This is a genomic window from Amycolatopsis sp. cmx-4-83, assembly GCF_046548815.1.
Classification (GTDB): Bacteria; Actinomycetota; Actinomycetes; order Mycobacteriales; family Pseudonocardiaceae; genus Amycolatopsis; species Amycolatopsis pretoriensis_A.
Genome location: NZ_JAEBEF010000006.1, coordinates 105,165 through 118,018 on the forward strand (window position 1 = coordinate 105,165; position 12,854 = coordinate 118,018).

General features: G+C 72.1%; 14 protein-coding genes. 7 read left to right on the forward strand and 7 right to left on the reverse strand.

What is annotated here, in order from left to right; all coding sequences use genetic code 11:
- Positions 1-45 precede the first annotated feature (45 nt).
- The gene (locus ACLJQM_RS19450) at positions 46-1,272 is read left to right on the forward strand and encodes a hypothetical protein (protein ID WP_410632261.1); all 1,227 of its coding nucleotides are present in this window, start codon (positions 46-48) and stop codon (positions 1,270-1,272) included.
- Positions 1,273-1,515: 243 nt separating this feature from the next.
- Here ACLJQM_RS19450 and ACLJQM_RS19455 read toward each other — a convergent pair whose 3' ends face one another.
- Entirely contained in the window at positions 1,516-2,487 is a 972-nt protein-coding gene (locus ACLJQM_RS19455; RefSeq protein WP_410632262.1) for a DUF5937 family protein, read from the reverse strand.
- Positions 2,488-2,553: 66 nt separating this feature from the next.
- On the opposite strand from ACLJQM_RS19455, the gene ACLJQM_RS19460 reads away from it, so the two are divergent.
- Entirely contained in the window at positions 2,554-3,732 is a 1,179-nt protein-coding gene (locus ACLJQM_RS19460) for an MFS transporter (protein WP_410632263.1), read from the forward strand.
- Here the strand turns inward: ACLJQM_RS19460 and ACLJQM_RS19465 are convergent.
- From ACLJQM_RS19465 to ACLJQM_RS19475, 3 genes are all read right to left on the reverse strand, one after another.
- The gene (locus tag ACLJQM_RS19465; protein WP_410632264.1) at positions 3,725-5,227 is read right to left on the reverse strand and encodes a hypothetical protein; all 1,503 of its coding nucleotides are present in this window, start codon (positions 5,225-5,227) and stop codon (positions 3,725-3,727) included. The two genes, ACLJQM_RS19460 and ACLJQM_RS19465, sit on opposite strands and share 8 nt — an antisense overlap.
- 87 nt (positions 5,228-5,314) lie before the next feature.
- Positions 5,315-5,515 (reverse strand): hypothetical protein, encoded by a 201-nt coding sequence (locus ACLJQM_RS19470; protein ID WP_247023784.1) that lies wholly within the window; start codon positions 5,513-5,515, stop codon positions 5,315-5,317.
- A complete protein-coding gene (locus tag ACLJQM_RS19475; RefSeq protein ID WP_360780570.1) occupies positions 5,512-5,919 on the reverse strand; it encodes a DUF6010 family protein in 408 nt (135 codons plus the stop codon). The genes ACLJQM_RS19470 and ACLJQM_RS19475 overlap by 4 nt, the downstream gene beginning before the upstream one ends.
- A 122-nt stretch (positions 5,920-6,041) precedes the next feature.
- Here ACLJQM_RS19475 and ACLJQM_RS19480 point away from each other — a divergent pair, with 122 nt between their 5' ends.
- Together ACLJQM_RS19480 and ACLJQM_RS19485 are read left to right on the forward strand one after the other, a co-directional pair.
- On the forward strand, positions 6,042-6,686 hold the full coding sequence (locus tag ACLJQM_RS19480) for a TetR/AcrR family transcriptional regulator (protein ID WP_410632265.1): 645 nt from the start codon (positions 6,042-6,044) through the stop codon (positions 6,684-6,686).
- Positions 6,687-6,742: 56 nt separating this feature from the next.
- Positions 6,743-6,889, forward strand: a complete 147-nt coding sequence (locus tag ACLJQM_RS19485) for a hypothetical protein (protein WP_410632266.1) — start codon at positions 6,743-6,745, stop codon at positions 6,887-6,889.
- A 193-nt stretch (positions 6,890-7,082) separates the two neighbouring features.
- On the opposite strand, the gene ACLJQM_RS19490 is transcribed toward ACLJQM_RS19485, so the two are convergent.
- Both ACLJQM_RS19490 and ACLJQM_RS19495 read right to left on the reverse strand, forming a co-directional pair.
- Positions 7,083-7,496, reverse strand: a complete 414-nt coding sequence (locus ACLJQM_RS19490; protein WP_360780576.1) for a DUF5655 domain-containing protein — start codon at positions 7,494-7,496, stop codon at positions 7,083-7,085.
- A gap of 17 nt (positions 7,497-7,513) precedes the next feature.
- Complete coding sequence (locus tag ACLJQM_RS19495; RefSeq protein ID WP_360780579.1) at positions 7,514-7,990, reverse strand: MarR family transcriptional regulator; 477 nt, start codon at positions 7,988-7,990, stop codon at positions 7,514-7,516.
- Between the two features lie 202 nt (positions 7,991-8,192).
- On the opposite strand from ACLJQM_RS19495, the gene ACLJQM_RS19500 reads away from it, so the two are divergent.
- Positions 8,193-8,897, forward strand: coding sequence for a DUF4142 domain-containing protein (locus ACLJQM_RS19500; RefSeq protein ID WP_410632267.1), 705 nt, complete (start codon positions 8,193-8,195; stop codon positions 8,895-8,897).
- 4 nt (positions 8,898-8,901) lie between these two features.
- On the opposite strand, the gene ACLJQM_RS19505 is transcribed toward ACLJQM_RS19500, so the two are convergent.
- Positions 8,902-10,695: a sigma-54-dependent Fis family transcriptional regulator gene (locus ACLJQM_RS19505; protein ID WP_410632268.1), complete on the reverse strand. Its 1,794-nt coding sequence runs from the start codon at positions 10,693-10,695 to the stop codon at positions 8,902-8,904.
- A gap of 138 nt (positions 10,696-10,833) precedes the next feature.
- On the opposite strand from ACLJQM_RS19505, the gene ACLJQM_RS19510 reads away from it, so the two are divergent.
- Together ACLJQM_RS19510 and ACLJQM_RS19515 are read left to right on the forward strand one after the other, a co-directional pair.
- Positions 10,834-11,073, forward strand: coding sequence for a hypothetical protein (locus ACLJQM_RS19510; protein WP_247023779.1), 240 nt, complete (start codon positions 10,834-10,836; stop codon positions 11,071-11,073).
- A gap of 106 nt (positions 11,074-11,179) precedes the next feature.
- Positions 11,180-12,832 (forward strand): methane monooxygenase, encoded by a 1,653-nt coding sequence (locus ACLJQM_RS19515; RefSeq protein WP_247023778.1) that lies wholly within the window; start codon positions 11,180-11,182, stop codon positions 12,830-12,832.
- Positions 12,833-12,854: the final 22 nt, after the last annotated feature.

The following is a 12,854-nucleotide window of genomic DNA, read 5'->3' on the forward strand; positions in this document are numbered from 1 at the left end:
AGCGCGTTGTACGGAATTTGGACCCTCGTGTGGCGCACTGGCGCCATGCGAATTTCGAAAGCGATCGTCCTCGCGCTGGCCGTGGTGGCCGGCGCACTGGCGCTGCCCGGGACGGCGAGCGCCGCCTACAGCGACCCGCTGACGACCACCACGAAGCAGAACCTGGTCTGGCACGCGACCCCGGCGGCGGCGCTGACCGCGCTGGACAACGCGCTGCCGAACGTCAGCCTCAACACGGTCGTCAACGACACCAGCTACGCGATGACCGGCTGCACGAGCGCGGAAAAGGCGGCGCTGCCGAAGGCGCCCGTGGCGACGAAGTCGCTGTGCTGGGACAGCGAACGGGCGGGCAGCACGACGTGGGTGCCCCAGGGCATCACGACCTCCGGCGACGCCGACGACGACGGCTTGTGGGGCGCGGACAAGATCATCCTGTCCGGCTGGCACGGCACCACCGAGCTCGGCCGCTACAACGACGCGCGGATCCAGGCTGTCAACTACGACGACCCGGCCGCGGCCGCGCACCGGATGATGTACCTGGCCGTGCCGAACAGCACTGGGAGCAGCTTCTCCTCGGCGCAGGCGCACATGGGCGGGATGGCCTGGTACGGCGACAAGATCTACGTCACCGCGGTGGGCAACACCTCGACCGCGATCCGCGTCTTCAGCACCAAGCACATCCTGCAGCTGAGCGACACGACGTCGAACGCGATCGGCAAGACCTCCGGCGAGTACGCGGCCTACACGTACAAGTACGCGATGATGCAGGTCGGGTACTACTCGTACGCGGGCGGCACGTGCAGCATGTCCTCGAACACGGGCGTGCCGTGCTTCTCGTCGCTGTCGCTGGACCGCAGCACCAGCCCGGCTTCGGTGGTGACGACGGAGTACTTCTCCGACCAGACCCTCCACGGCCGCCTTTACCGCTTCCCGATGGGCACGGACTACCTGCTGACCGGCACCGCGTCCGAGGCGTACCGCAGTTCCGTCGGGAACATGCAGGGAGTGTTGTCCCACAACGGCAAGTGGTACGTCGCCCACAGCTCGGCCACCCTCAACGGCCAGCTGTGGACCCAGACGACGACGGCGAGCACGTCGGCGACCTGCGGCACGACGACGGCTTGCTGGGCGGTCCACCCGGAAGCGCTGACGTACGACTGGGCGACGGGCCTGGTCTGGTCCCAGTCGGAGTGGTCGACGGCGGACTGCAAGGCGCAGAACCAGACGTGCGGCCGTGCGGTGTTCGCGGTGCCGCTGACGTCGCTGGGCTAACGGCACGCGAGAAGTCGGCTGACGCTCGGGCCAAGCGCCCCAATGTGGTTTTCTCAGTAGCGGTGTTGGTGTTCATGGTGGGTGAGCACGAGGGTGGCCTGGGTGATGGCGCCGATGCGATGGGGGCAGAGGGTGAAGCGGGTGAGGGTGCGCCACAGGGCAACACGCACCCCCACCCGTCCCTACTGGGAAAACCTCATTGGGGCGCATTGCGGGCCACGCTCACCGAACCTCGGCCGCGCGTCACCTGCCGTCCAAAAGGGACGTTCCGAGCGCCGTGATCAGGTACCGGACCTGGCGCCCGGAACGTTCCCGGTCCACCAGTCCCGTTCCGCGCAGGACAGCCAAGTGCTGCGAGACCGCGCTGGGCGTGACGCCGAGGGCTCGGGCCAGGTCGGTCGTCGTCGCGGGGGAGCGGAGGGCTTCGAGGAGCCCGGCCCGCGCGCGGCCGAGGAGGCGGACCGTGCCCTGAGCCGGGGGCCGGGTGCCCGCCGTCCACAGGGCGCCGCGGCCGCGGGCCGGGTAGCGGACCGTCGTCTGCGTGGACGTGTTCCGCTTGATCAGGACGTGCGGTGAGCCGAGCACGACCGGGATCAGCACGAGCCCGCCGGGACCGCGGTTGACCGGGCGGGCGCCGTCGAGGAGCAGCTTCCCCTCGTGCCAGCGCAGGTCCGGGTGCAGGCCGGTGAACAGCCGCTGCGCGCCGCCCGTGGCCAGCTCCCGGGCGCGGTGGGCGACGTCGGTGTCGAGGACGGCCCGGATCCGCGGCCAGTGCGGGGCCACCAGGCGCTCGTGCGCCGCACGCAGCTCCGCGGTGATCGCCTTCAGCCCGGCCGCCGGGTGGGTGGCGAGGTCGGCGGCCGGCCCGGGGAGCTCCGCGCCGAACACGCGGGTGAGGCTGGCCCGGACCTGGCGGGCGGTCGTGCGCCGCAGGGCGGCGAGGTCGTCCTCGATGGACGGACCCGACCCCCGCGGCGCGGGCACCAGGAACTCCGGCCAGCTGGGCCGGTCGTTGACCAGCAGCGGCCACGTCCACGCGAGGTCGAGGGGCTCGCGGGCCAGCTCGCCGGTCGCCCAGCGCAGCCACGGCAGGGCTTCCGCCTGCCGTTCGCGGCCGCCGAGCTGCTGCAGGCACGCCACCGTTTCCGACAGCGGGGAGACGGCGAGGCGGGTCGCCGCCAGCTCGGCGACGTCGAGTTCCACCGTGAGCGCCACGGTCCCGAGTATGTAGCACCGCGCTAAACGGTGTCCGGCGCCGCCGGAGGGCCGGAGGATCGCGGGATGACCCGGCTGCCCCACCGGCGCCTGTGGTGGGCGACCGGCGTCGACAACCTCGGCACCGGCGCGTTCACCGCGGCAGTGCCCCTCCTGACCGTCACCGTGACGCGCGACCCCCGGCTCGTGTCCCTCGTCGCGACCGCGGCCTACCTCCCGTGGCTGCTGCTGGCCCTGCCCGCGGGTGTGCTGGCCGACCGCTGCGACCGGGCGACGCTGATGTGGCGGGCGCAGGCGGTTCAAGCCGCGCTGGCCGCAGCGATCGCCGTGCTCGCGGCGGGCGGCCGCGTCGGCGTCCCGGTGCTCGCCGTCCTCGCGTTCGGCCTCGGCGCCGGCGACGTCGTGTTCGGCACCGCCGCGCAGGCGATCCTGCCGGACCTGATCGCCCGCCCATTGCTGCCGCGGGCGAACGGCCGCCAGCAGGCGATCACGACCGTCACCCAGCAGTTCGCCGGGCCACCGCTGGGCAGCGCGTTGTTCGGCGTCGCGGCGGCCCTGCCGTTCGGGCTCGACGCCGTTTCGTTCGCGGTGTCCGCCGCGGTCGTGGCGACGCTGCCCCGGCGCGCCCGCGGCGAGGCACGGGGTTCCGGCCTCCACGAGGGGCTGACCTGGCTCCGCCGGCACCGGCTGCTGCGGACCCTCGCCGTCCTGCTGGGGATCAACACCTTCGGCGGCCAGCTCGCCAACGCGGTCCTGGTGCTGCTCGCCACGCAGGTGGTGCACGTCGGCGCGCGCGGCTACGGCGTGCTGCTCGCCGCCGCGGCGCTCGGCAGCGTCGCCGGGGGCCTGGTCAACGCGCGGGTCGTGGCCGCGATCGGAACCCGGGCGGCGCTGCTGACGGCGCTGACCGTCAACGTCGGCGCGTTCGCCGGCATCGGCCTGAGCCCCGCCGCCGTGCCGATGGGGGCGTTCCTGGCCGTGAACGGCTTCGCCACGACGCTCTGGAACATCGTCGCCGTCGGCCTCCGCCAGCGGCTCGTGCCGCCCGCGCTGCTCGGCCGCGTCACCGGCGCGTACCGCCTGCTCGGCTGGGGCCTGATCCCCGCCGGCACGCTGACCGGCGGGCTGGTCGCACACGCGCTGGGCCTGCGGGCGCCCTACCTCCTGGCGGCCGCCGTGCGCGGGATCGCGCTGCTGGTGGCGCTGCCGGTGCTGGTGCGCGAACTCCGGGACGACGTCAGCTGACCGGCGCCGGCTCCGGTTCGTGCGCCGACGGCGGTGGCGGGGTGGCCGCGGCCCGGCGGCGCCCCCACCACGCCTTCCCTCGCCGGACCAGCACCGGCCCCGCCACGACGCACAGCGCGAGCGCCGCGACGTCGAGCAGGTACGCCGCCAGCCACACGTGCTTGGCGATCTCGAAGTAGCCGTCGCCGACCACCGACATCGTCACGATGCCGAGCGCGCTCGTCACGGCCACTCCCGCGACGACGCCGTAGCGGGTCGTCGCAGGACGGCGGCGCAGCAGCGCGAACACCGTCGCGGCCAGGCCCAGCAGGACGAGCAGGACCGGCCACCACCACAGGCCCATGCTGTCGAGCCACGCCTGGAACGTCGTCGCGTCGCCGCCCATGTCGCCGCTGACCGGGGCCGAGTTGTCCGGGGGCCGGGTCGCCGCCGTCCACGGCTCGTCCGGTAGGTACGGGAGGCTGCGCCCGAGGGTGGCCTGCAGGCCGGTGCCGATCGCGGACGCCAGCGCGCCGGGGTGCGTCAGCAGCAGGTCCCAGACCTTGTGCTTGACCGGCGCCGGGTTCTCCAGCAGCACGTCCGCGCCGGCCAGCGCTTCCGGGCCGTCCGGGTAGTACGCGTGGCCCGCGCTCCGCTGCGCCTCCGCCGGCAGCCCGAGCCCGGCCGCCGAGCCCGGGAACTCGACCAGGCCGAGGGTGTAGACCACGTTGACCGCGTTGACGTCGGCGTAGTTGCGGTCCTGCCAGGCGAGGTTGGCCCGGATCGGGGCGATGAGCTCCAGCACGAGCAGGACGGCGAGCACCGGCCCGACGATCCGGCCGGACCACCAGCGGCCCCGGCCCGGCCGGGCCGCGGTCACCGCGCACACCAGCACGGCCAGCACGAACAGCGGCAGGAAGCCGATCTTCGCCAGCCCGCCCACGACCCCGCCGACGGCGACGAGGCCGAGCGCCGCCAGCCGCGCGAAGCCGTCCTCGGCCTTGGTCGCGGCGATCACCGCCAGCCCGCAGAGCAGCGTGTACGCGCCGAACAACCCGGCGGGCTCGGCGAAGGTCGAGATGAACAGCCGCGCGAAGGACGGCTCGAGCAGGGGCAGCAACGGCGGAAGCAGGAAGAGCAGGCGCCGGGTGCCGCGGGCCTGCACCGCCCAGGCCGCCGGCAGCGTGACCAGGAAGACCAGGAGCACGTAGAGCCAGCCCAGCTTGACCAGGCTGAACGCGCCGTCCCCGCCGGCGACGGACTCGAAGAGCACCGCGGCGCTCGAGGGCTGCGGATCCGGGCACGGCGTACCGCGGCCGAAGTCGAGCACCACGCCGCCGAGCCAGCTCGCCTTGTGGTCCGGCGTGGCCGGCGTCAGTCCGGGCCCGCAGAACAACCGGTAACCGTCCCCGTTGTCCCCGGCGCCGGTCGGTGTACCGCCCAGCAGACCGAGGACGAGCGCCAGCACGAGCGCGGCGATCGCCGCGGTCGCCGTGGCGATCCCCACCCTCTTCATGCCGGTCAGCGTAGGTGGTCGGTTCGCCCGGTGGTTCCGGAACTCCCGATTTCCCCTTTCGCGCCCGCCGTCCCCGGGTGCCTGTGCTCAGGCGCCCGGGTGGCCGCACGCGTAGACGTTCGCCGAGGCGAGCGCCACGCAGGCGGGGCAGGTGTTCACCGGCCGGTCGCGGCGGCCGTAGTAGGGGTGGCGGGCACCGCACAGCGCCGTGAGCACGTCCCCGGGCCGGGGCTCCGGGTGGCACCGGGGGCAGAAGGCGTGCGCTGCGCGTTCGACGTCGGTGCTCATGGCACCGGAGTACCCGTGGTCGCGGTGCGCGAACCCAGGACCGCGCGGCCGCCGGTGAAGCACCAGATCGCGATGACCGGGTCGCAGAGCGCGCAGCCGAACGACGAATCGTGCGCGAACGGCAGGATCGGCTGCCCCTTGAGGTGGTGCACGACGTCCCAGCCGGTGTGCAGCAGCCAGCCGACGCCGATGAACGTCCACGAGTCGAGCCCGCGGAAGGCGACGTAGGTCATGACGGTGCAGAACACCAGTTCCCACGGCCCGAGCGCGCCGCCGGAGAGGTACGCGGCGCCCGCCCCGCCGACCACGACGGCGTTGAGCCGCCGCCGGTGCGCGTCGGGGACGAACGAGTTGAGCACGACGTAGAGGAGGCCGATCACGATCGGCGCGAGGAACTGGATCACGCCGGAAACGCTAGGAACCGCCGTCGTCGCGGGCCAGTGGCTGTCCGGCCACCCTCCGCCGGGTTCTCGCCAGCGGAGGCGGCTCCGTAAGGTGGGGACCGGGAACGATCAGGGTGGGCTGGATGAACGTGAAGGCGGACCGCGCGAGTGCGACGCGGGAAAGCATCCTCGTCACGGCGGAGCGGCTCTTCGCCGAGCACGGGGTGCATGTGGTGTCCAACCGGCACATCAGCGAGGCGGCCGGGCAGGGCAACAACGCGGCGGTGAACTACCACTTCGGCACGAAGGTCGACCTGGTCCGCGCGATCGTCCGCAAGCACGCGGAACCCATGGAGCGGCTGCGCGAGGAGCTGGTCGAGGCCGTCGGCGGCGATGGCGACCTCCGCGACTGGGTGGCCTGCCTGGTCCGCCCGAGCACGAGCCACCTGCGGGAACTGGGTTCGCCGACGTGGTTCGCGCGGTTCAGCGCCCAGGTGATGACCGACCCGGCGCTGCGGGCGATCATCGCCGAGGAATCCCTGTCCTCACCGGCGCTGGCCCGCGCGGTCGAGGGCCTGAACCGCTGCCTGGACGGCCTGCCCGCGGAGGTCCGCGCCGAGCGCGGCGACATGGCCCGCCAGCTGATGATCCACATGACGGCCGAGCGCGAACGCGCGCTGGCCGAGGGCGCGGCGACGCCGAGGGCGAGCTGGGACGACGCGGGGACCGGGCTGATCGACGCGGTCACCGGCCTGCTCCTGGCCCCGGTCTCCCCGGGCCGCGCCTAGCGCTCGAGAACTGACAGAGGTTGTCGACAGTCCGGGACCCTGATCAAGACAGACCCATGGCTGAACGAGTATGGAACGAGAAGGACCTGCTCAGGCGTGCGAACCGGTGCCTGGCCGTCCTGCGTCACGCCGACGAAGCCAGCGGTGACGTCGCGGCGACCTGCCGCTGCTACCGCATCAGCCGCACCGTGTTCGACCGGTGAAACACCGCCACGACGACGGAATCGACGGTCCGAAGGACCGCTCGAGCGCCCCGCTGCACTGCCGGACCACCACTTCGCCAGAAGTGGTCGAGAACATCAGCGCTCGAGAAGGAGTTCGCGGAGGCAGCTGGTCGAGCGAGCCGGCCGAGGTGCTTCGCGTCGGCAGCGCGGCATCTCATCCCGGACCGATCACTCAGGACGTCTCGTAGGCGAGCGTCAGCCAGCCGCGCACGGCGTCGTCCACATCGGACACCTCGCGCAGCTTGAGCTGGTGCCCCACCCGGGGGCCGGTCGCCCAGCGGGCCGGTGCGATCCGCGCCGTCTCCACCGGGTGCGGGAGCCACAGGTACACCAAGACGTCTTGGGACCGCGGCCGCAGCTCGGCGAGCTTGCGGTCGCGTTTGAGGAACACCCCGACCTTGACGGCGTCCTCGTGGACGTCGCCGAGGGTGTGCAGGTGCGCGAGGACGGCGTCGTAGACCTCGCGCTGCCACGGCGCTTTCCCGGCGAAGGTGTCCTCGACGGTGCAGCCGGGGACGCAGGTGTGCCCCTGGCCGGCGCGCGCGAACTCGCGGTCGCAGCGCGGGCACGTCCAGCGGGTCGCCATGCCGTCCAGCATGGCACTCACAGCGCGGCCGGGCCGAGCGCCGGGATGGTCGCGGCCGCGTGCACCAGCCGCCGGGCCGCCGTGGCCGCGGCCTTGCGCTGCGCGGGCGGCAGCCGGTCCAGCAGCTCGCCCAGCGCCGCGTGCCGCCGGGCGAGGATCTCGCCCACCAGCGCGTGCCCGGTCTCGGTGACCTCCAGGGTGACGACGCTGCGGTTGCGCGCGTCGCGCCCGCGGGCGACGTAGCCGAGGGCTTCCAGCCGGTCGGCCAGCCGCGTCACCGACGAGGCGTTGACGCCCATCGCCTCGGCCAGCCGCGAGCTCGGCACCCGGCCGAGGCGGTCGAGGATGAGCAGGAGCCGGGTCTGCGGGAACGAGACTTCCGCCGGTGCCGCGTGCGCGCACTCCCACGCGATCCCGACCAGGACCAGGGTGAGGCCGTCCAGGGCCACCACGTCCGGGCCGGCGCCCGAGGCGGCGTCTTCGAGGGTTTGCATGAAGCAATACTTGCCAATCGCAAGAGGATCGGTCAAGATGGGTGACTCCGGGACGCCCGGTCCGCTTCGGCGTGCGTCCACAATGGATTTCTTCTTCTCCGATGTCGTTGGCGTGCAAAGAAAATCGCCCGGATTCCGGTGAACCCCTCCGCCGCGGGAGCCGTAGTACCCCGTACAGGAACCTGTCGCACGAGGAGGAAAGATGCCGGATCACCGTGGCATGACGGCCAAGGTCAGGGCCCGGACCCTCCTGGTCGTCGTGGCCACCCTGGCCGTGGTCGGCGTGGGCTCGGTCATGGTGTTCAAGGCGAGCGCCCAGACTGCGCCCGGCTCGACCCAGGCGCAGGTCCCGGCGTACGGGCACGACATGCCCGGCATGCAGAGGGGGTCCGCCGCCGAGGGCGCGGGTGACATCGCGGGCGCCGGGCCGGTCACCGAGCTCGACAAGACGTTCCTGGTCAAGGTCCGCCAGGCCGGGCTCTGGGAGATGCCCGCGGGGGAGCTCGCGCAGACCCACGCGAGCAGCGACGCGGTCAAGCGCGCCGGCCTGCACCTGCTGGACGGCCATTCGCACCTCGACCAGCTGGTGCGCGAGGACGCGAAGATGCTCGGCGTCCGGCTGCCGGACCAGGCCAGTGCCGAACAGCAGGGCTGGGTCCGCCGGCTCACCGCCGCGCAGGGCCTCGAGTTCGACAAGCTGTTCGCGAACCTGCTGCGCGCGTCCCACGGCAAGATCTTCGCGACCATCGCCGAGGTCCGCGCGGGTACGCGCAACGACGTCATCCGGCGGCACGCGACCGAGGCGAACCAGACGGTCCTCGACCACATGACCGTCCTGGAGGACACCGGCCTGGTCGACCCGAAGACGATCGACGACGTCGCCAAGGCGGTGAACCCGCCGAAGTGACCCCTCAGCGGGCCGGGGGCACGATCCCGTACTCGTGGATCTTGCGGTAGATCGTCGCCCGCGAGATGCCCAGCAGCTTCGCCGCCCGGACCTTGTTGCCGTCCGCGTCCTCCAGGCACCGCACGATCGCGTCGCGCTCGATCGACTCGAACCGGTTGAGCGGGCGGCGGGCGACCGCGTGGAACTCCGCCGGGAGGTCGCCGGGGCGGATCGTGCCCGCGCGGCGGCGCTGGGCCACCTTGCGCAGCACCGCGTACAGCTGCCCGGTGTTGCCCGGCCACTCCGCCCGCATCAGCAGGTGCAGGGCGGCCGCCGAGCAGGTGAGCCGCCCGCCGTAGCCGAGCTTGCTCAGGACGAGGGGCACCAGCTCCGCCAGGTCCTCGACGTGGTGGCGCAGCGGCGGCACCCGGACCGTCCGCGGGAACGCCTTGAGCAGCTCGGCCAGCGCCGGTTCGGTCTCGGCCTCGGGGACCAGCGTGACGACGACCCAGGGCGCGGCGGGGTCGTCGCGCAGCCGGCGCAGGACGGCCGCGAGCGCGTTGGCCGCCGGGGCCGCCAGCCGGTCGGCGTGGCGGACGACCAGCGTGCGGATCGGGGCTTCGGCGTGCTCGCGCAGCAGGGCGTCGGGGTCCAGCGCGCCGGCCGCGTCGACGGCGACGAGGCGGGCCGCCGGGTGGTGGCGCTGGTGCAGGCCCTTCGCCAGGGTCAGCTTCCCGGTGCCCGCCTCGCCCTCGAGCGCGACCCACTCGCCGCGCTGGTGGCCGGCGTCGAGCTCGTGCCCGCAGCGCAGCCACAGCGGGGCCGAGCCGACCACGCCCGGCAGGTACATCGGCACCATCGGCATCGCCGCGGCCAGGGTCTCTTCCGCTTCGATCAGCTTCACCGACAGGACGCCGCCCGCGGTGTCGGTCTCGCGCTGGCCGGGGACGCGGCGGCAGAACACCCGGACCCGCAGGCCGCTGGAGAGCGACAGCGTCGCCGGGGTCCGCCGCCCGTCGGCCAGCGCTTCGGTGGCGTGGCCGAGCAGCACCGACTGGTCGGCCGGGTCGAGCAGCTGCCGGGCCCGGTCGTTCATCATCACGATGTCGTCGTTGAACGCCAGCACGATGCCCGTCCACCGGCGGCACGTCTGCAGGTAGGCCTGGAAGAGGATCATCTCCCGCAGGTCGCTGTGGCGCAGCAGCGCCTGGCGGATCTGCTCGGCCGTCGAGCGGGCCAGCGCGATGAGCAGGCCGCCTGCGTCCTTGTGCCAGCAGGTGAGGTCGACCGCGCCGATCTTCTTGCCTGAGATCGGGTGGTGGATCGGCACGCCCGCGCACGCGAGGTTCTCCAGGTGCTCGGCGTAGTGCTCGTGGCCGAACACCGTGGTCGCGCGGCCGTCCTCCAGCGCGGTGCCGATGCCGTTGGTCCCCACCGACTGCTCGCCGTAGCTGAACCCCGGCACGAGCTCGACGCGCTCGAGGTGCCGCCGCAGGTCGGCGTCGCCGGTCCGCTGGGTGAGCACGACGCCGGCCGGGTCGGTGAGGATGAGGCTGATCGGCTGGCCGTCGAACTGCTCGCCGAGCTTGTGCAGCACCGGCTCCGCGCCGCGCATCAGCGGGATGTCGAGGTTGCGGTCGCCGAGGTAGTGCGGGTCGATCCGGTCGGCCTCGACGTGGAACTCCCGCGAGCGCCGCCACGAGGCGAGGATCGTCTGCCGCACGGTGCCGGGCGGCACCGCTTCGGCGGTCAGGAAACGCACCCGGGTGCGGGCGAGCTCGTCGTCGGCGAGCAGGGTTCCGGGCGCGATCTCGTCCACGTGACCTCCAGCTTCCCGCGGCCCACGTGGGTGCGGGCACACCCGTTGTGCCGCCCGTCCAGCCTAAGCGCCTCCCGCGCCCGGCGGTGTCTCAAATTGAGACGCTCCGCACCGGCGGGGCGGCGGTGCCATGGGGGCATGGCCGCCGAGACGTACAACCCCTGGACGATCGTCAACCTGGTCTTCACCCACCTGGCCGAGGCGGGCCTGCACCCGACCCTCGGCGGGCGAGGCCACCCCGGAGAACCCGCCGCCGCGCTGCTGCGCGCGCTCGGCATCGTCCCGACCGTCGAGGGCGACGCGCGCGTGCAGGCCGGCGTCCACGACGAGCTCGCCGCACTGCGCGCCCAGGTGCTCGGCGCCGGCGAAACGCCCTGAGCAGCGGTTCTGTCTCAGATTGAGACCCGCGTCACCCGCGAGTGCCCCGTTGAATGGTGAACGCAGGACGCCCTGGGCGGCGAGCTCAGGAGACAAGGAGTGATCCATGAGTCGCCAGAGTGTGGCGAAAGCCCACCAGAAGATCCAGGAATTGTCGTGGGAACCGGCCTACCACACCCCGGTTTCGCACTACGGCACCGACTACACCTTCCAGAAGGCCAAGAAGAAGGACCCGTTGAAGCAGGTCCTCCGCTCGTACTTCCCGATGCAGGAGGAAAAGGACCACCGGGTCTACGGCGCCGAAGACGGCGCGATCCGCGGCAACATGTTCCGCCAGGTCCAGGAACGCTGGCTGGAGTGGCAGAAGCTGTTCCTCTCCATCATCCCGCTGCCCGAGATCTCGGCCGCGCGGGCGATGCCGCTGCTGTTCCGCACGGTCCCGAACCCGGAACTGCACAACGGGCAGGCGATCCAGATGATCGACGAGGTCCGCCACTCGACGATCCAGCAGAACCTCAAGCGCCTGTACATGCAGAACTACATCGACCCGGCGGGCTTCAACTCGAGCCTGCGCAACTTCCAGAACGACTACTGCGGCACCATCGGCCGCCAGTTCGCCGAAGGCTTCATCACCGGTGACGCCATCACCGCGGCGAGCATCTACCTGACCATCGTCGCCGAAACGGCGTTCACGAACACCCTGTTCGTCGCGATGCCGGCCGAAGCCGCGGCCAACGGCGACTACCTGCTGCCGACCGTCTTCCACTCGGTGCAGTCCGACGAATCCCGCCACATCAGCAACGGCTACGCCACCCTGCTGATGGCCCTGTCCGACGAAAGCAACCACCAACTGCTCGAACGCGACCTGCGCTACGCGTGGTGGAACAACCACGCCGTCGTCGACGCCGCGATCGGCACGTTCATCGAATACGGCACCAAGGACCGCCGCAAGGACCGCGAAAGCTACGCGGAAATGTGGCGCCGGTGGATCTACGACGACTACTACCGCTCGTACCTGGTCCCGCTCGAGAAGTACGGGCTCGTCATCCCGCACGACCTCATCGAAGAGGCGTGGAACCGGATCTGGAACAAGGGCTACGTCCACGAAGTCGCGCAGTTCTTCGCCACCGGGTGGCTCGCCAACTACTGGCGCATCGACCCGATGACCGACGAGGACTTCGAGTGGTTCGAGTACAAGTACCCGGGCTGGTACGACAAGTACGGCAAGTGGTGGGAGAACTACAGCCGCCTCGCGACGCCGAACGGGCACCACCCGATCGTCGCCGAAGACGTCGACTACGTGTACCCGCACCGCTGCTGGACCTGCATGGTGCCGTGCCTCATCCGTGAGGACATGGTCGTCGACGAGGTCGACGGGCAGCACCGCACGTACTGCTCGGAGACGTGCCGCTGGACCGACGCCGAGGCGTTCCGGCCCACCTACCAGGGCCGCAACACCCCGAACATGGGCCAGCTGGTCGGCGCCCGCGAGTGGGAGACGCTCTACCACGGCTGGAACTGGGCCGACGTCGTCTCCGACATGGGCTTCGTGCGCGACGACGGCAAGACCATGGTCGCGCAGCCGCACCTCGACCTCGACCCCAAGAAGATGTGGACGCTCGACCACCTGCGCCGGATGCCCGAGGTGCAGTCGCCGAACGTGCTGCTCAACCAGATGACCGACGAGCAGCGCGCCGCCTTCGTGGCCGACTACAACCGCCAGGGCCCGGCCGGCCGCCCGGCGCCCCAGACGGCCTGACGCGACCGACCGGGGCGGCACT